This window comes from Terriglobus sp. (assembly GCF_965201105.1).
In the GTDB taxonomy this organism is placed as follows: Bacteria; Acidobacteriota; Terriglobia; order Terriglobales; family Acidobacteriaceae; genus Terriglobus.
Window position 1 is genome coordinate 201,822 of the sequence record NZ_OZ241741.1, and the last position, 17,762, is coordinate 219,583.

The window sequence follows — 17,762 nt, forward strand, 5'->3', positions numbered from 1 at the left end:
CGACATTCTGAGCAGCCTCTCAAGCGATCACTTCGTGCCCGTTGGAACTACCGTTGCGGCGTTCGCGGCCCGCTCACGTTGCGCTTCCCGGGCGCGCTGCACCAGCTTGTCAATACGGCTGTCTGCCATCGATCCTGAACCCACGTTCTCCGCCGTCAGTACACCATCGGAATCGATCGTGAAGTAGTGTGGAATCGCATTAACGCTGAACGCCGTGGACAACGAGTGGTTCGCATCGCGGTACTGGTTCCACGTCATACTGTGCGCGGCGATAAAGTCCTTCCACTTGGCCTCGTCATCGTCCCAGGAGATGCTGATCACTTCGAATGGATCGTTGGCGTACTTCTTCGCCAGCTTCTGCATGTGCGGCAGTTCCTGGTTGCACGGACCGCACCACGTTGCCCAAAAGTCGATCAGCACAACACGGCCATGCATGTCGTCCAGGTTGAATCGCTTGCCCGCCAGCGTGGTGACCACCACGGGCGGTGCGGTCTTGTGCCGTGCCAACTCCGGGTTCTCCGCGAAGTGCTCGGCTCGAAGCTTCATCGCGGAACCGTCCGGCGCATGCTCCGCATAGGCGCGAAAAGCCGTGCTGGCCTCGGCGTTCCGGTCCAGGCGCGCCAACGCCATGCCGTCCAGAAAAGACGCCACACGGTTTGCCGGATCGGTCGCGTACGCCTTGGTCAGCGCGGCATGTGCCTGCTCCAGCATGGCAGGCTTAAACTTCTCATCGCCGGCCCCGTACAGCAGCGTGCGGCCCTGCATCGTTTCCGCATTGGCCTTGTCCTCAGGCGTGGTCGCGGCGGCCTCCATCGCCGTGGCTTCCCTGACCGCGCCCTTGGTGTCGCCCAGCTCCGCAAGCACACGGATCACATGCAGATAACACTCCATGCACTGGTTGCCGGCCAGTTTGTTCGCCTTGCGCCAGGCATCTGCGGCAAACAGCACATTGCTGCGCTGCTTTTCGAAAAGCTGCGCCTGAGCCCTCTGCTTCTGGAAAGCAGGATCACTTTCATAGGCCGCTTTGGTGGCCTGCCCGGCGGCAAGCGTCGTGGCAGAGAACAACAGGGCGGCAGCAAACCGTGCAAGGCGCATGGCCGCACTGTATCGCTGCCGGCTTAGGCGCGGCAAGCGGTTTGAATGAGCTAACCCGCGATGCGATCCAGGTACTCGTCCGCCAGCGCCTCGTCCAGCATGTTGGCCAGCGACGACGCGCGGCTACGCGTGTGCGTTTCGCTGCGGTCCAGCGAGGCGACCAGCTCGCGATGGCGGGCGCGCAGCTCGGTCAGCTCGTCCGCAATGTTCAACGCCGCCAGCACGGCCACGCGCAGGGAATCGACCGTGGCTCCGTGTGCGCTCACCGCGCGCATCTTGCCATCGACCAGCGCACCCAGCCGCGCGATGTGGTCGGGGTCCACGCCGCGCAAGTGGTACACCTGGTCGTAGATTTCGACCGAAGCGGTCGTAGCATTGGTGACTTGAGGCATCGATCTTCTTTCGCAGGCTTGGGACGCTACAGGATTTCGTCCATCTGCTGCAGCATGGCATCCACGCGGCTCTTCACCTGCGTGCGTTCGTCGCGCAGCGCGGCGATCTCGCTATTCAGCTGCGTGTTCTCGCTGGAGGCGTGATCCAGCAGTTCTTTCAGCGCCGAGTTCTCCTGCTCGGCGGTGGAGCGCAGTTCGCGCTCCTTGCGGATGAGTTCAACGGTGCGCAACACGCGCTGTTCCAGTGCCTGGAACTCGTCTACGCTGATAGGTGTGGTGGTCATCGGTACGGGTTCTCCTCGCCTCGCCGTGGCGTCTGCTAGGCGAAGTATAGGGTCGCAAATGCCATTCGGCAGTGCCGATTCGGACCGGTGGAACCAGACTGGGATACACCTCGGCTTTACTCGTTCGCGATCACCCGCCGCATGGTACGGCGCGCAGATTTGTCAGGCGCGCCCGGTGCTATCCTTGGAACGCGCGGGAGTAGTTCAGTGGCAGAACGTCAGCTTCCCAAGCTGAATGTCGCCGGTTCGATCCCGGTCTCCCGCTCCAGATCGCCGCTCAGGAAGCCAATACAAAGCCCCCGCCGCAGCAGGGGCTTTCTATTTCTAATGCAAGTTTCACTTCACCACAGACCTGTCATTTCGACCGGAGCACGTGCGGCTTCTTGCACGTGCGGAGTGGAGAAACCCGCATTTTCTTCAAGGCGGGCACGCTCGCTCGCACAACCCGCGGCCGCAACTCCGCAGCAGCCTACTTCTTCTTCTGCACCGTCACGAAATAGTTGTCGCGATCCCACTTCACGTGCATTTCTGTCTTGAACGCCGTCGTCTTTTCAAAATCGATGCTCATGCGCTCCTGCGGTGAAGGCAGGCTGGCCTTGCTCATGTCCACGCGCGCAAAGTCGTACTGCTGGCCGGGGTAGGGAATGCCCCACTCGCCTGTCTTCTTGCTGATGATCAGCGTCCACTTCTCCGCCGTCGGCAGCACAAATAAGGTGTAACTACCTGCGGGCACGCTGGTACCGTTCACCAGCACATCCGTGGAAACCTCAAAGCTGGTCGCCTCATCCGCGCCCACTCGCCATTCCTTGCCGTAGGGATTAATGCCGCCGACCATCTTGCGGCCTCGCAGAGACGGCGCACCATAGGCAACGTGGATCTTCGTGCCGGTTAGGTCGACATCGGCCATCTGGTGCGGACTAAGCCGCGGCTTTTCCTTGCTGTCCATCTTCATGCCGCCGTGATTCATCGGCATGTCCTGCGCATAGGTCAGGCTACAAACGCCGGCGGCCAGTGCCGCGGCAACTACAAACTTTTTCATCAACATGGAATCTCCTTGGGGGCTGCGGACACCAGCCTAGCAGCGCCGGGGTCGCGTGGGTTGGACGCACGCAAAAAGTCCCGGCACTGCGGCCGGGACTCTTAGCAAAACTGCGGTCCGGGTCACTTGCCCGTCTTGCTCACGTCAGACGAAGCTTCCTGCTCATCGTCCTGACTTTCCTTCTCACTTTTCTTTTCCTTCGCGGATTTCGGCTTCTTCTCTTCTTCGTTCTCGTGCGCGTCGTCCTCGCTGGCCGCCTGCTTCAGCAGTGGCTTGGCACTGGCGAACAGTGTCTTCGCGGCCGCGACCTCTTCCTGCAGATTCTCGTTCAGCAGCGCCGCAACTTCCTTCAGGCCAAGGCCCTTCGCAAGCGCGATCGCGACTGTGTATCCGGCAATCTCGTAATGCTCCACGCGCGCCGCCGCGCCAACGATGCACAGGTCCTTATTCGCACCTTCTTCGTCCTTCTCCAGCGCGTCCTGGCCTTCTTCCACCAAGCCTTCCATGCCATTGCAGTGCTGGCCGGTTGGCTTCTTGCCCAAATGGCCGAAGGCCTCGCGCAAACGCAACACCTGGTTCTTTGTTTCTTCCAGATGGTTCTTCAGTCCGGACTTTAGACTCTGGTCGTTCGCGCCCTTCACCAGCTTCGGAAGCGCTTTGACCAGCTGGTTCTCCGCGCTGTACAGGTCGCGCATCTCGTCGAGCAGTACGTCCATCAATGGCATCGGTATTTCTCCTGGGGAAGCTCTGCCATCGCATGTCTGCAACAGCCAATGCATAGGAGTGTGCCTGGCTCCACCGCGTTGCTGCTCACCTAACAACGTGTCGGGTCTACCCTTCGCAGTGCGCGCTGCGTCACGAAGCAGCCAAAGACAATCTCAATCAAACCAACCGTCAGCGCCAGGACAGCAGTGTTGCGCAGCAGTCCGAAAGCTCCAAAGAACCCCACGGCCGTAAGTAGCCCTGCCAGCACCCAGAAAAGAGCGCTTCCGTATGCGGTCCGGAACGAAGCATAGTGCGTGCCGACCGCAATCGCCGCGACAGGGAAGACCATGGCAGGCCGCAACCCAAGGAAGAGGCATGCGGCGAACAAGCCGCCCATCATGGCGATCGTGCTTTCAAGCACAACCCTGCCCAGCGGATTGGCGGCATTCATGGGCGCGCGGCCGAACACAAACCGACAGATCACGGTGGTGACTCCGAAGATCAGCACGCCTCCGCCAAACAAAACCGCGAAGCCAACGCTGATGCCCCGCGCATACACGGCCGTCGCGGCTGCGAGCCATACGACGCCTGAAACGACTTGGCCCGGGCCGCCGTCAACGTATGCCCGGCAAACATCATTCTGCGCTTCTGCGATTGTCATGGGCTCCGGCAAGTTGATCGCTTCTATCCGCAGAGCCTAGCAGCGCCAGTCCTGTGGAGCAACGGCGAAGCGTTCCCTTCGAATCAGTGCAAGTTCCTAGTGCGCGACAATAGACAGGTATGCCTTTGAACTGCGGAATCGTCGGTTTGCCCAACGTGGGCAAGAGCACCATCTTCAGCGCCTTGACCAGTGTGGAGGCGGTCGCTGCCAACTACCCCTTCTGCACCATCGAGCCGAACATCGGCATCGTGCCTGTGCCGGACGAGCGGCTCAACAAAATCGTCGAGCTGGTCAAGCCCAACAGCATCGTGCCGACGACCATGGAGTTCGTCGACATCGCCGGCCTGGTCGCGGGCGCCAGCAAGGGCGAGGGCCTCGGCAACCAGTTCCTCGCGAACATCCGCTCCACCGATGCCACGCTGCACATCGTTCGCTGCTTTGAGGATGCCGAAGTGATCCACGTCGCCGGGGTGGTCGATCCGATCTCCGACATCGACGTGATCAACACCGAACTCATGCTGGCCGACCTGGAGACGGTGACCAGGCGCCACGAAAAGGTGCAAAAGCTCGCGCGCAATACGCAGGACAGCAAGGTCAAGCTCGAGTTCAGCGCCACGACCAAGCTGCTGGACGCTCTGAACGCAGGCAGGCCCGCGCGCTCCGCCGATCTTTCCGACGAAGAGCGCCCGTTCACGCGCGACCTGCACCTGATCACCATGAAGCCCACGCTCTACGTCGCCAACGTGGACGAGGCCGGCCTGAAAGAAGGCAATGCACACACCGCCGCAGTCGAAAAGCGAGCCGCCGAAGAGGGCAGCCAGGTCGTTCGCATCTGCGGCGCGCTCGAAGCCGAGATCGCCCAGCTCGACCCCGCCGAGCGCAATGAGTTTCTGACAGACATGGGCCTCACCGAGCCCGGCCTCGATCGCCTCATCCACGCCGCCTACCGCCTGCTCGGCCTCATCACCTACTTCACCGCCGGCGTGCAAGAGGTACGTGCATGGACCATCCGCCAGGGCACCAAAGCCCCGGGTGCCGCGGGCGTGATCCACACCGACTTTGAACGCGGTTTCATCAAGGCCGACGCCTACAACTGCGACGACCTGTTCCGCCTGGGCAGCGAGCAGGCCGTGAAAGAAAAAGGCTTGCTACGCAGCGAAGGCAAGGAGTACGTCGTCAAGGACGGCGACATTCTTTTCTTCAAATTCAACGTGTAAGCCGTTGGTTTTCGGCCCTACAACTTTACGGGCAGACCTCTTGCACAACGCAACGCGGTGATTTCTCCTCTGAGAGTTGCATTGTGATTGCGGTCCATGACCGCGTTTTGTCTGCCGAGTTCGGGTTGCACGAAAGTCGAGGGAGAGTGATGGCTACAGAGCTGCTTACATGCCATTGTTATGAACCTGTGCCGTTTAGCATGGCGTTCCAACCTGTTGTGGACGTGGATCAGGAGCGCGTCTACGCTTATGAGGCGCTTGCCCGCGGACCGAACGGTGAGCCGGCGGGCACTGTGTTTTCAGCGGTTCCGTTGAAAGACCGGTATGTGTTCGATCACTGCTGCCGTTCGCGAGCCATCGAGCTTGCATGCCGGCTCGATCTGCCGGAGCAGGGCGTGAAGCTGGCCACGAACTTCATGCCAGGCGCGATCTATGTCGACGGTTCCAGCGTGCCGGACACCCTCCGCGTCGCGGAGCGCTTCGGATTTCCGCAGAACCTGCTCGTCTTTGAGATCAACGAGCGCGAAGAGGTGCGCAATCCGCAGCACCTGCAGTCCATCGCGGACGACTACCGGCGCAATGGCTTCGAGTTCGCCATCGACGACTTCGGTGCAGGCTTTGCCAATTTGAACCTGCTCGCCGATCTGGCCGCCAGCACGATCAAGCTGGATATGTCGCTCATCCGCAGCCTTGGGCAGCGTCCTCGCGCCCGCAAGATCGTCTGCGCCATCCTTGAACTCTGTTCCACGCTCAACATTCGCGTCATCGCTGAGGGCGTTGAGACAGTCGAAGAGTTCCATATCCTGCGTGATTGCGGTGTGCGCTTCATGCAGGGCTATCTGCTGGCCAGGCCCGCTTTTGAGGCGCTGCCGGCCTTCACGCTGCCGAAACGCGGCACATCGGTTCCGGTCTCTGCCGCCGCCGAGCGCCTTCTGCGCATGCAAACCAGGGTGCAGGCTCGCAACATGGTCGCGGTCTAGGCGGCACCGCGCCTGCGAACGGGCCAGGGTTCGCAGGTGCCTCATATGGAATCACCGGTGCGTGCCCCACGCCCGAATCTTGCGCATGGAGGCACGCCGCTGCGACCGCCGTACTCTGGTTCCATGCCGTTCCCGTCTGCCCGGCCGAAACACGACCCAGAAGTCACTGCCGGCTATCCGTTCGCGCCGGCTGTACCCTCGTCGCTCTTTTCCGCAACGACATTTCTCTCCGCATTCCTCCTCTTCCTGGTCGAGCCCATCGCCGCCAAACAACTCCTTCCCCGCTTCGGCGGCTCGGCGGGCGTTTGGATCAGCTGTCTCGTCTTCTTCCAGTGCGCTCTGCTGGCGGGCTATGCCTTCGCGAACTGGCTGGTCCGGGAGCGCACGGCAGCAAGGCAACAGGCGCGGGCGTATCCGCTCGTCCTCATGCTTGCCCTCGCGTCGGCGATGGTGTGGGCCTTCCACGACCTAAGTGCAACGGTGATCTCAGTCCATCCATCGCTCGCCATCTGCCGCGATCTGCTGCTCACGGTCGGCCTGCCCTTTCTTGTGCTGGCGGCGACCAGTCCGCTGCTACAGGCGTGGTTCGCTCGCACGCACGGCGGCCAAACGCGCTATGGCCTGTTCGGCATTTCGAACCTCGCGTCGCTGCTCGCGCTCGGCATCTATCCCACGCTGGTTGAGCCTTACCTGCCGATGCACGCGCAACGCATCGTTTGGGTCTGCGGCTTCGCATGCTTCGCCGCCCTCGCGCTCTTCCTCCAAAGAAAGGTGCAGCAATCGGCCGCAGTTGCCACCGTCTCCAGTCAGCCCGAACCAGAAGGGAACTCCCTTCCCGCAACGCCACGCACCACGCGGATTCTCTGGCTTTTGCTGCCCATGGCAGCATCCATGCAACTGGCGGCCGTCACCGCACACCTCACGGCAAACGTTGCGGCCATTCCCCTGCTGTGGATCGTGCCGCTGGCGGTTTACCTGCTGTCCCTGATCTTCGCGTTTCAGTTCCCGCGCCTGCTGCCGCAGTGGATCGTTCTACGCCTGCTCGCCGTCATGCTGGCCAGCCTGGGCTATCTGCTCAGCAAGGTCGACATCTCGGTGCCCATCGCGATCGGAATCGTCTTCTACCTCGCCGAACTCTTCCTCGCGTCGCAGTTCTGCCACGCCGCGGCCTACGCGCTGCGCCCCGACCGAACCAGCGAAACGACCGAGTTTTACCTGATCTTCGCGGCTGGCGGAGCACTCGGCGCACTGCTCATCGGCATCGTCTTTCCACTCATCTTTTCGGCCAACTACGACCTTGCCGTCTCTTTCACGGTAACGGCTGCCGTCGCCGCCTTCGCGTTGTGGGAACACGGCTGGTCGCAGCGCCTGCTGTGGCTCACCGGCACGGCTTTGCTGCTGTTTCTGCTCAGCCTGCAGCGTACCGCCTATCGCCAGGACACGCTCTTCTCCGAGCGCAATTTCTATGGCACGCTCCGGGTGCAGCAGAACACCAACGCACGCGGCGAGACCGTGCGCACGCTCGCGAACGGTTCCATTCGCCACGGCACGCAAATCTTCACCCCCGGCCTGGTCCACATGCCGACCACCTACTATGCGTACGACTCCGGTGTGGGGCTGGCCATCCGCTTCTGCTGCGGCGACACGCCCCGCCGCATCGGCGTCGTTGGCCTGGGCGCTGGCACGCTCGCGGCGTACGGGCGCGCAAGCGACACCATCCGCTTCTACGACATCAACCCGGCCGTTGAGCCTGTTGCGCGCAACCTGTTCGCCTACCTGCGGCAAACGCCCGCAAGGGTTACGATCGTCCCGGGTGACGCCCGCGCCTCGCTCAACGCCGAACCGCCACAGCACTTCAACGTGCTCGTGGTCGACGCCTTCTCCGGTGATGCCATCCCGCTGCACCTGCTCACGGCTGAGGCAATGAAAATTTACCAACGCCATCTTGCCCCGGGCGGCATCCTCGCGTTTCACGTCTCCAACCAGCACGTCGATCTTGCGCCTGCCGTCCAGAAGCTCGGCGCCCACGCGGGCCTCATCGCCCGTACCGTCAGCAACGCTCCCAACGACAGCCGGGGCGAGTTCCGCTCGACGTGGGTGCTGCTCACCGCGAATCAAGCGTTCCTCGACCAGCCTGAACTCGCGCAGCTCTCCACGCCAACTCAGGTTCGCCCGCAACTCCGCCTCTGGACCGACGATTACTCCAGCCTTTTCCCACTGATCCGCTAGCGCACAGTCGCTCTCGTCCGCTCGTGCGCTGCCGATAAAGACTCCGTACCAGAAAGGGAGAGCAGTATGAGCCAGTCATGCCAGGCATGCCGCAACGGAGTCGAATCGCCCATGCACTTCAGCATGGCGTTTCAGCCCATCATCAACGTGGACACCAACAGGGTTTTCGCCTATGAGGCGCTGGTCCGCGGCCCGAACGGCGAAGGCGCGGCCAGCATTCTGGGCCAGGTCACCGAACAGAACCGCTACGCCTTTGACCAGAACTGCCGCGTCAAGGCCATCACCCTGGCCGGTCAACTCGGTCTGACCAAAACAGACGCCAAGCTGTCGATCAATTTCATGCCCGGCGCGGTATACAGCCCGGCCGCCTGCGTGCAGTTGACCCTGGCGACCGCGCGCGAACAGAAACTTCCGTTGGACAGCCTCATCTTTGAATTCACCGAACGTGAAGAGGTCCAATCGCCGGAGCACCTGCAGCGCATCGCGGACGAATACAAACGGCACGGTTTTGCGCTCGCGCTGGATGACTTCGGCGCCGGCTACTCAAACGTCAACCTTTTGGCGCGTTTGCACACGGGCATCGTCAAGCTTGACATGGATCTGACCCGCGACCTGCACCGCCGCCCTCGCGCCCAGGTCATCGTGCGGTCGCTGGTACGCCTGTGCCGCCGCCTGGGTGCGCAGGTGGTGGGCGAGGGCATCGAAACCTTTGAAGAGTATCGAGCCGTCCGGCAATGCGGCATCCGCATGATGCAGGGCTATTTCTTAGCAAAGCCGGCGTTTGAGCGTCTGCCTGACTTTGAGCTGCCCCGTCCCCGGCGAACGTCCGTGCAGGCACTCGATCTTCCACCCATGCTCAACGTCTTGCCCGCGGCAAGCGGCATCTAGCGCACGCGGGCAGCGACTCACACGCGAGTCGCTGCAAAAACCACGGCGCACCATCACGTCCGCCAAGCCGTCAGCGTTGCGTGGTTCCGCGACACGTTGCGTACTCGGCAGCCGTGCGGTGCCAGGTCTGCGTGCGGCCAAAGGCCTTGAATCCGATGTAGCCACGCAGGTGTAGCAGGTTTCCGTCGCTGGTCAGTACAGACTTGTACGTCTTCCCGCTCTCCGGGTCATAGATTCGGCCATTCTCCGCGTGATCCGCATCCTTCAGGTCGAACTCCGTGCCGATGACTAATTGGCAGACCGGTCGCGCCTGCAGTGCAGGATCAGGGTTCCGCGCGTCGATCACACCCGGCGCCGTCTTTGAGATCGTCACGATCGTGATGCAAACGTGCTGGCCGCAATGGTCGATGTGCAACACAGAGCCGGCGTTCGTCGACCAGTAACCCAGCACTCCGCTTGCAGGCGGAACAGCGGGAGCATACTGCCCGAAACCACTCGTGCAGAACAGAAAAGCAGCGGAGAACAGAGCGAGGCGTCTCATGGTCGCTCCATTATCCGCTGCGCCGCACTGCCCGGTCTTGGCACACCTGGCATGGCCAGAAATGACTTGGGGCAGACAAGACAGAGATGGCTGGACCAGGTAGATTCTGATGAATCGCAATACAACAAACAACTTGTCATTTCGACCGGAGCACGCGCGCTCTTTGCGCGTGCGCAGTGGACTGGGTGCTTGCACCGAAACCTGCATTTTGCCGGCACCCCCAGGCGTTGTGTGCGCAAGAAGAGTTCATCAGACAGTACCTGACCCTGCCCCGCTCCGCTGCCAGCCTAAAAGTTTGAGAACAGCTCCAGCATCTGGTCGTAGTGCCCGTCGCGCTCGGCCCAGCGCAGAGGCTTCACGTTTTCCGTCAACACCTCGCCCTTCTCGATCTTCGCCGGATCCTTCAGGATCGACATGACCTCGCTGGTATACGCATCCAGCGGCATCGCCCGCGGATCCTTGGCCTGCTGTTCGCCGCCAAGCTCGGTTTGCACGTACGGCGGCGCCAACTCCAACACCTCCACGCTCGTGCCGCGCAACTGCACGCGTACCGCCTCCAGCCATGAGTGCAGAAATGCCTTGGTCGCGCCATACACAGGACCTGGAGGAAACGGCACAAATGCCAGGCCAGAGGTCGTCACCATCAGCGTCGACTTCGGCTGCTTGCGCAATTGCGGAAGCAAGGCTGCCGTCAGCTCAACGACCGCGGTGATATTGGTCGTGATCGTCCGCGTTGCCTGCGACGTGTCGACCGCCTCGGCCTTGTAATCCTCGATACCCGCGATCCCCGCATTGTTAAACAGCACATTCAGCTTCGGAAAGCGCTCCCGCACGTCCTCCGCAAAGCCCTGCAAGGACGCAATGTTTTCCACGTCCAGCTGCATGCCCACCATGCCAGGATATTTCTGCTGCAACTCATCCAGCAGGTTCTGCCTGCGTCCTGCGACGACGACCGTATTGCCCGCCTCATACAGCGCCACAGCCAGCGCACGCCCAATCCCACTGGTGCCGCCCGTCACAAGAATGGTATTGCCCGTAATCTCCATCACCGCTCCTCTTCACTAGCAGCAGATGCCGCCCGGACCACCCACGCTTCAACAACCTCGCATACCCGAACGATTCAACCTGTCTTTCCGAAATCCAGTCCGTGGATAGCACTTCAAAGCGTCGCTCGCGACACACGGAACGAAGCCCCTCCCACCAGCTCTCGCGCGGAAAACAGTTCGGCTGCCCGCAAGCGCATTTCTCGCGATGGCTGCCTGCTTTAGGCAAGATGCTCGCGACGAATGAGGTCTACGACATGGTGTTTCACCTCGTCGCGCACCTTGCGCACCTCTTCAAGTGGCAGGCTCTTCGGATCAGGCAAAGGCCAGTCCTCGCAGCAAAGCCCGGGAACATAAGGGCAGTTCTCTCCACAGCCCATCGTTACAAGCATCGTCGCGTCCCGCGCCAACTTCTCCGTGAGCAGCTGAGGTTGAGCGGCGGATAGATCAAGACCAACCTCTTGCATGACCTCAAGAACTACAGGGTGGACACGTGGACCCGGTTCCGTTCCGGCCGAAACAGCGCGAGCTTTCTGAGGGTCCGCAAGCTGGTTAAAGAAAGCCGCCGCCATCTGCGACCGTCCGGCATTGTGAACACAAGCGAAGATGTAGGTCTGCATTAGGACCGCGCTCCTGGCTTGATGGCGTACACCTTCACGCTGGCCGCCGCTTCATTCACGTCGTAGGTGTCCAGCAGGGAGGAGAGGTCTTCATGCAGGGAAGACAGGGCAGGGGTGCAGCAGGCGTCCTGAACGACTGCAAACGGGCTGGCTTCGGCCATGGCCGGAGAGCAGCAACCGGCTTGGTTCTCGACCTTTTTGTAGGCGTTCAGGTCGGCTTCGCTATCGACAATTTCCACGTACTCGAACCCGGCGTTCAGAAGCTCCTGCCGATAGGTCTCGATCCGTATGGCGCCAGCGATGCAGCCAACGTAAGCAGCCATGCTTTGAGCAACCGCTTCGGGCAGCTCGTGTTTCAGGGCGATGTCGCTCACGGCGACCCGTCCTCCGGGCTTGAGGATGCGGGCGATTTCCCGGAAGACCGCTGGTTTATCCGGTGCCAGATTGATGACGCAATTGGAAACGACGCAATCCACGGACGCATCTGGAAGCGGAAGGTTGTCGATCTGAGCAAGGTGGAACTCCACGTTGCTGTATGCACCCTTTTCGGCGTTGGCTTTGGCCCGCTCGATCATGGACGGAGTCATGTCGATGCCGATGGCCTTACCCTTCGGGCCGACCTGCTTGGAAGACAGGAACACGTCCAGACCGCCACCCGACCCAAGATCGACCACTACCTCGCCAGCGCGAAGATTGGCCGTAGCCGTGGGATTGCCGCAGGAAAGACCCATGTTGGCTTCGGCGGGAATCGAGCGCAGCTCCTCCGCTGTGTAGCCGAAGGCCTCCGCGACGGCCTGCACACCTGCATGGTTGTTGGATAAGCTGCTTTCGGCAACGGCACCGTATCTGGACTGCACCGACTCGATGATCCCTTGTGACATAAACTGGCTCCTTCACATCTGCTTAGGCGACTATATGAATTGCCCTTGGATACGTCAAGGCGTATACATAAGCTCATGGCGAAACAGACCTTCAACGTGGAGCGGTTCTTCCAGGCGTTGGGCGACAACACCCGGCTGCGGCTTCTGAACCTCATGGGAGATCAAGAAATCTGCGTCTGCTACTTCGTCGAGATTCTGGGCGGCCCTCAACCCAGAATTTCGAGGCACCTGGCATATCTCCGCAGCGCGGGCATCGTGGCGGCGCGGCGCGAGGGAAAGTGGATGCACTACCGAGTAGTCCTGCCGCCGCACATCGGGGCGGCCCAAATTCTGAAGCAGACTCTCGGCTGGCTGAAGGAAGAAAGGGCGATGCAGTCCGACCGTGCGCGGCTGACAAAGGCTTGCTGTACCCCGGCGAAATATCCTCTGCTCGACGGCGCGCCTTTGCCTACAACTATTCAGGAACTCTCTTGTGAGGTCTGCTGATGTCCACCGCACCTTTTACCGAAGGCCGCGTCTGCGCTCCTGCCGCTCGAAAGAAGCTGTCATTTCTGGACCGCTTTCTCACGCTGTGGATCTTTCTGGCGATGGCCATTGGGGTCGCAATTGGACATTTCATTCCCTCCTCGGCGGGTCTGGTCAACCGCTTTCAGAGCGGCACCACCAATATCCCCATTGCTATCGGGCTCATCGTCATGATGTTCCCACCGCTTGCGAAGGTCCGTTACGAAAAGCTGGGAGAGGTGTTTCGGAATAAACGGGTTCTAGGGCTGTCGCTGGTGCAGAACTGGCTTATTGGACCGGCTCTGATGTTCCTGCTGGCGATCACGTTCCTCCGTGACGAGCCGGCCTACATGCGTGGGCTGATTCTAATCGGCATTGCTCGGTGCATCGCAATGGTGCTGGTTTGGAATGAGCTGGCCGAAGGAGACACGGACTACGTTGCCGGCCTGGTCGCCATCAATAGCGTCTTTCAGGTGCTGTTCTATAGCCTCTACGCATGGGTGTTTTTGACAGTGCTGCCAAGGTGGTTCGGCCTGCAGGGGAGCGTCGTTCCGATTGGCATCGCTGACATCGCGAAGAGCGTCGGGCTCTACCTAGGTGTGCCGTTCGTGGCCGGGTTCGTCACTCGCTTCGTCCTGGTTCGTGCCAAAGGAGAGCAGTGGTACCGTACCCAATTCGTGCCGCGCATCGGTCCACTTACGCTGGTCGCCTTGCTGTTCACGATTTTGGTCATGTTTTCGCTCAAAGGTGACCTGATCGTGCGGCTTCCGCTGGATGTGGTTCGTATCGCGGTTCCGCTGGTTGTCTACTTTCTTGTCATGTTCCTGGTGAGCTTCTGGATGGGCAAGAAGCTGGGTGCCGACTACGCACAATCGGCAACCCTCTCCTTCACCGCGGCTGGGAACAACTTCGAGCTGGCGATTGCGGTAGCTGTCGCGGTCTTCGGTCTCAACTCCGGCGAGGCATTCGTCGGTGTCGTGGGACCCTTGATTGAGGTCCCAGCCGTGATCAGTTTGGTCAACGTCGCCTTTTGGATGCGCAAGCGCTACTTCAGCTCAAGCAAGACCGGGTTCGAGCTTCACCCCGTAGAGAACGCTCCCTAAATGACTCCGCCAGCAGTCCTGACGCGTGCCACTCTCGTCATTGATGCACCGCGAGCACAGGAGCAAAACAGCGTAGACCCGGGACAATCGTCCCGGCCCTCCGCTGTTTTCTGTTTACGTTAGCGCTTACGCGTTTGCGGTCTCAGGCTGAACGGCGTTCGCGGCGGCAGCGGCGGCATTGGCGGCTTGGCGAGCTGCCGCGGCACGCATGTCCGCGACGTTCCCGCCAAGCTCGGCGGCGACCTTCTCCGTGGAGTACGCCTCGATCATGTCGCCCACGCGAATGTCGCGGAAGCCGAGATCAATACCGCATTCCATGCCGCTGGTCACTTCGCGGACATCGTCCTTGAAGCGCTTCAGGTTCTGCAGCTTGCCCTTCCACAGCTCGGTGCCGTCGCGCGTCACGCGTACCTGTGCGTTGCGCGGGATCACGCCATCGCGAACCACCGAGCCGGCAATCTGGCCGACCTTGGTGATCTTAAAGACGTTGATGACCTCGGCGCGGCCCAGATAGTTCTCTCGGAAGACCGGCTCCAGCAGCCCGAACATCGCCTTGGTCATCTCGTCCTGCAGCTCGTAAATGATCGAGTGCAGACGAATCTCCACGTTGTCCTGGTCGGCCAATTCCTGCGCCTTGCGCTCCGGGCGCACGTTGAACCCGATAACCACGGCATTCGACGCGGCGGCCAGCAGGATGTCGGACTCCGTGATGGCGCCGACGCCCGAGTGCAGCACGCGGACGCGCACCTTCTCGGTCGACATGCGTTGCAACGAGTCTTCCAGCACCTGCACCGAACCCTGCACATCGCCTTTGAGGATGATGTTGAGATCCTTAACGCCCGCCGTGCGAATCTGCTCGGCGAGACCTTCCAGCGAAGCGCGGCTGGACTTGGCAAGCTGAGCCTCACGCTCTTTCAGCGTGCGGTAACGTGCCACTTCCTTGGCGCGGTCGCGGTCGGCCATCACGATGAACGTGTCGCCCGCATCCGGGATCGATTCCAGACCCAGGATTTCGACCGGTGTGGACGGTCCCGCGGTGTCGATCGCGCGGCCACGGTCGTCGAACATGGCGCGGATCTTGCCGAAGGTGTTACCCACCAGGTAGCTGTCGCCGGTCTTCAGCGTGCCGTTCTGCACCAGGATTGACGCAACCGCGCCGCGTCCGCGATCCAGCTTGGCTTCAATCACGGTACCTACAGCCGGACGCTCCGGGATCGCCTTCTGCTGGTTCGTATCCGCAACCAGGCAGATCATCTCCTCCAGGCCGTCCAGGTTGGTCCGCTGCTTGGCGGAAACCTGCACGAACGGCGTGTCGCCACCCCAAGAGTCAGGCTGCAGACCGCGCTCGGCCATCTGCTGCATGATCTTGTCGGGGTTAGCGCCGGGCTTGTCGATCTTGTTCACTGCAACAATAATCGGCACCTTCGCCGCGCGGGCGTGGTCGATGGCTTCGACCGTCTGCGGCATCACGCCATCGTCCGCCGCCACCACGATCACCACAATGTCGGTTACCTTGGCGCCGCGCGCACGCATGCGGGTGAATGCCTCGTGGCCCGGCGTGTCCAGGAAGACGATCTCGCGGCCAAAGGCGGGAGAATCCGGCTTCTGCACATGCACCTTGTAAGCACCAATGTGCTGCGTGATCCCACCTGCTTCGCCGCCTGCCACGTCCGTCGAACGGATCGCATCGAGCAGGGAAGTCTTGCCGTGATCGACGTGACCCATGACCGTGACGACCGGCGGACGGACGATCTCGACCATGCCGCTGGTGTCCTCAAGCAGACCCTCGATCGCCTCGTTCTCGATCGTCTCTTCCACCGTCTGAATCTGCGTGTCGGCACCGTAAGCGGCGGCGACCTGCTTGACCAGATCGTTGTCCAGCGACTGATTCACGGTGACAAAAACGCCGCGCATCAGCAGCATCGCGATCAGGTCCTTGCCGCGCAGATCCAGCTTCTCGGCCAGATCCTTCACGGTGATGCCCTCGGTCACGGTGATGGTGCGGGTGATCGGCACCTCGCCCATGGGAACCTGCGCTCCGCCGAAACGCGATGGCGGCGCGAAGCCCTTCATTGGGCCTTCTTTGCTCTTTTCGTAGCGCTTCTTGTTGGCCGCGCCCTTGCGAGCAGCCGGACGCATGCCGGGCTTGGCCGCGCCGGGTGCACCCTCAGGCGCCAAGCCGCCGGGTCCGCCAGGACGAGCGCCAAAGCCGGGGCGCGCACCGAAACCGGGGCGTGCACCGAAGCCGGGCCGTGCACCAGGAGCGCCCGTTGGCGGGCCGCCCGGATAGGAGCGCGTTGGATGCATAGGCCGGCGAGCACCGGCTGGTCCGCCGGGTCCGCCAGGACCTCCGGGACCACCCGGGCCGGCACCGAAACCGGGGCGTGGTCCGTTGAAACCGGGGCGTCCGCCAGGAGCAACGGGACCTCCCGGACGCTGGAAAATAGGCCGGCGAGGCGGCTGGCCAGGAGTCGGCGGCGGCGCGGAGTAGGTTGGCCGCGGACCAGTCTGCGGCATGATGACACGCCGTACCGGGGCTGCTGCCTCGGGCGCGACTGCCTCAACCGGCGGAGCCGGTGGCGGCGGGGCGACCGCGACCTGCGGCTGCGCTGGCGGCGGTGGCTGCACGGCGGTGCCCGAAGGCGTCGCCGGCGGACGTGCCACCACGACGCCCTGCGGTGGCGGCGTGCCGCCTGCAATGGCCGGGCGTTCCGCAGCGGACTGGCCAGGACGCAGCGGCGGACGAGCCACGACGACAGGAGCCTGGCGCGCCTGCGGAACAATGCGGCGGGCAGCGTCCGCCGGTGCGTCCGGCGTACGCGGCTGCGCAATGCGCAGCGTCGGCATCACCGGCGTGGCGTGAGGATTGCGAGGGGGCAACGGAGCCGATGCCGGCGGCGGAACCGCACGGGCAACCGGCCGTTCCGCAGGTGCTGACGCGGCGGGAGCCGGAGCGGCAGGCGGACGGGCGACCGGCATCGTGACGACGGGGCGCGGGGTAGCGACCGAAGCGGGCGTCACCATACGCGGGGCCGGCGGCGCTACTACAGGGCGTGCGACCGCGACCGGTGCCGCAACGGCGGCGGCAGCGGGGCGCTCCGGCGGAGGCGCAACAGGAGCAGCGACCACGGGAGCGGTAACAACGGGCCGCACCGCCGCGGATCGCGCCGCGGATGCAGCAGCTTGCTCCGCCTGCTTGCGCTCGAAAATGGCGCGGGCGATGTCGCCGGGCCTGGTCGCGTTCCTGAAATCGACCTTGGGTCGGTTGTCAGTGGCTGGAGTTCCGTTGCTCCGGCCGACATTACGGCCGCCGTTCAGCAGCGAACGGACCCGTGCGGCTTCATCGTCCTCAATGGACGAGCTGTGTGTCTTCTTTTCGGTGACTCCGACAGCTGCAAGCGCATCAAGAATTTCCTTACTCTTGACCTCAAGCTCGCGCGCCAGATCGTTGACTCTAACTTTGCTCAATCGGCCCTCGTGTTCCTCTGTTGCGCTAACTGCTCATACAAGCTCCCAAAAAGAAGTCGATGTGCAGAGCGCGGTTCTTCTGCTCTTCCATTATGGCGTGAAAGCCCGTTCT

At 62.1% G+C, this 17,762-nt stretch carries 17 protein-coding genes and 1 tRNA gene; 7 read left to right on the forward strand and 11 right to left on the reverse strand.

Annotation, left to right across the window (positions count from 1 at the left end):
• Positions 1-27 precede the first annotated feature (27 nt).
• From ACOFKT_RS00845 to ACOFKT_RS00855, 3 genes are read right to left on the reverse strand one after another with little or no spacing between them, the layout of a single operon-like run.
• Positions 28-1,095: a TlpA family protein disulfide reductase gene (locus tag ACOFKT_RS00845; RefSeq protein ID WP_419805559.1), complete on the reverse strand. Its 1,068-nt coding sequence runs from the start codon at positions 1,093-1,095 to the stop codon at positions 28-30.
• A gap of 50 nt (positions 1,096-1,145) precedes the next feature.
• Positions 1,146-1,487: a cell division protein ZapA gene (locus ACOFKT_RS00850; RefSeq protein ID WP_419805560.1), complete on the reverse strand. Its 342-nt coding sequence runs from the start codon at positions 1,485-1,487 to the stop codon at positions 1,146-1,148.
• A gap of 26 nt (positions 1,488-1,513) precedes the next feature.
• Positions 1,514-1,771: a hypothetical protein gene (locus ACOFKT_RS00855; protein ID WP_419805561.1), complete on the reverse strand. Its 258-nt coding sequence runs from the start codon at positions 1,769-1,771 to the stop codon at positions 1,514-1,516.
• A 193-nt stretch (positions 1,772-1,964) separates the two neighbouring features.
• Here ACOFKT_RS00855 and ACOFKT_RS00860 point away from each other — a divergent pair.
• Positions 1,965-2,039 (forward strand) — tRNA-Gly (locus ACOFKT_RS00860).
• A 201-nt stretch (positions 2,040-2,240) separates the two neighbouring features.
• Here the strand turns inward: ACOFKT_RS00860 and ACOFKT_RS00865 are convergent.
• The 3 genes from ACOFKT_RS00865 to ACOFKT_RS00875 all read right to left on the reverse strand — a co-directional run bounded on the left by ACOFKT_RS00865 (position 2,241) and on the right by ACOFKT_RS00875 (position 4,176).
• Entirely contained in the window at positions 2,241-2,816 is a 576-nt protein-coding gene (locus tag ACOFKT_RS00865; RefSeq protein WP_419805562.1) for a DUF2911 domain-containing protein, read from the reverse strand.
• A 116-nt stretch (positions 2,817-2,932) separates the two neighbouring features.
• The gene (locus ACOFKT_RS00870) at positions 2,933-3,535 is read right to left on the reverse strand and encodes a ferritin-like domain-containing protein (protein ID WP_419805563.1); all 603 of its coding nucleotides are present in this window, start codon (positions 3,533-3,535) and stop codon (positions 2,933-2,935) included.
• Positions 3,536-3,624: 89 nt separating this feature from the next.
• Complete coding sequence (locus tag ACOFKT_RS00875) at positions 3,625-4,176, reverse strand: DUF7010 family protein (protein WP_419805564.1); 552 nt, start codon at positions 4,174-4,176, stop codon at positions 3,625-3,627.
• A gap of 119 nt (positions 4,177-4,295) precedes the next feature.
• Here ACOFKT_RS00875 and ychF point away from each other — a divergent pair, with 119 nt between their 5' ends.
• From ychF to ACOFKT_RS00895, 4 genes are all read left to right on the forward strand, one after another.
• Positions 4,296-5,393: a redox-regulated ATPase YchF gene (ychF, locus tag ACOFKT_RS00880; RefSeq protein ID WP_419805565.1), complete on the forward strand. Its 1,098-nt coding sequence runs from the start codon at positions 4,296-4,298 to the stop codon at positions 5,391-5,393.
• 200 nt (positions 5,394-5,593) lie between these two features.
• Positions 5,594-6,373 carry an EAL domain-containing protein gene (locus tag ACOFKT_RS00885; RefSeq protein ID WP_419805566.1) on the forward strand — a complete coding sequence of 260 codons (780 nt, stop codon included), beginning with the start codon at positions 5,594-5,596 and terminating at the stop codon, positions 6,371-6,373.
• 123 nt (positions 6,374-6,496) lie between these two features.
• Positions 6,497-8,602, forward strand: a complete 2,106-nt coding sequence (locus ACOFKT_RS00890) for a spermidine synthase (RefSeq protein WP_419805567.1) — start codon at positions 6,497-6,499, stop codon at positions 8,600-8,602.
• A gap of 66 nt (positions 8,603-8,668) precedes the next feature.
• Entirely contained in the window at positions 8,669-9,490 is an 822-nt protein-coding gene (locus tag ACOFKT_RS00895) for an EAL domain-containing protein (protein WP_419805568.1), read from the forward strand.
• A 70-nt stretch (positions 9,491-9,560) separates the two neighbouring features.
• Here the strand turns inward: ACOFKT_RS00895 and ACOFKT_RS00900 are convergent, their stop codons facing one another.
• The 4 genes from ACOFKT_RS00900 to arsM form a co-directional block, all read right to left on the reverse strand.
• Complete coding sequence (locus tag ACOFKT_RS00900) at positions 9,561-10,031, reverse strand: DUF2147 domain-containing protein (protein WP_419805569.1); 471 nt, start codon at positions 10,029-10,031, stop codon at positions 9,561-9,563.
• Between the two features lie 287 nt (positions 10,032-10,318).
• Positions 10,319-11,077, reverse strand: a complete 759-nt coding sequence (locus ACOFKT_RS00905; protein WP_419805570.1) for an SDR family oxidoreductase — start codon at positions 11,075-11,077, stop codon at positions 10,319-10,321.
• Between the two features lie 218 nt (positions 11,078-11,295).
• The gene (locus ACOFKT_RS00910) at positions 11,296-11,694 is read right to left on the reverse strand and encodes an arsenate reductase ArsC (RefSeq protein WP_419805571.1); all 399 of its coding nucleotides are present in this window, start codon (positions 11,692-11,694) and stop codon (positions 11,296-11,298) included.
• Entirely contained in the window at positions 11,694-12,575 is an 882-nt protein-coding gene (gene arsM, locus ACOFKT_RS00915) for an arsenite methyltransferase (RefSeq protein WP_419805572.1), read from the reverse strand. The genes ACOFKT_RS00910 and arsM overlap by 1 nt, the downstream gene beginning before the upstream one ends.
• A gap of 75 nt (positions 12,576-12,650) precedes the next feature.
• Between arsM and ACOFKT_RS00920 the strand changes: the two genes are divergently transcribed.
• The gene (locus ACOFKT_RS00920) at positions 12,651-13,061 is read left to right on the forward strand and encodes an ArsR/SmtB family transcription factor (RefSeq protein WP_419805573.1); all 411 of its coding nucleotides are present in this window, start codon (positions 12,651-12,653) and stop codon (positions 13,059-13,061) included.
• Complete coding sequence (gene arsB / locus ACOFKT_RS00925) at positions 13,061-14,182, forward strand: ACR3 family arsenite efflux transporter (protein WP_419805574.1); 1,122 nt, start codon at positions 13,061-13,063, stop codon at positions 14,180-14,182. The genes ACOFKT_RS00920 and arsB overlap by 1 nt, the downstream gene beginning before the upstream one ends.
• 126 nt (positions 14,183-14,308) lie before the next feature.
• On the opposite strand, the gene infB is transcribed toward arsB, so the two are convergent.
• Positions 14,309-17,650, reverse strand: a complete 3,342-nt coding sequence (infB, locus tag ACOFKT_RS00930; protein ID WP_419805575.1) for a translation initiation factor IF-2 — start codon at positions 17,648-17,650, stop codon at positions 14,309-14,311.
• Positions 17,651-17,762: the final 112 nt, after the last annotated feature.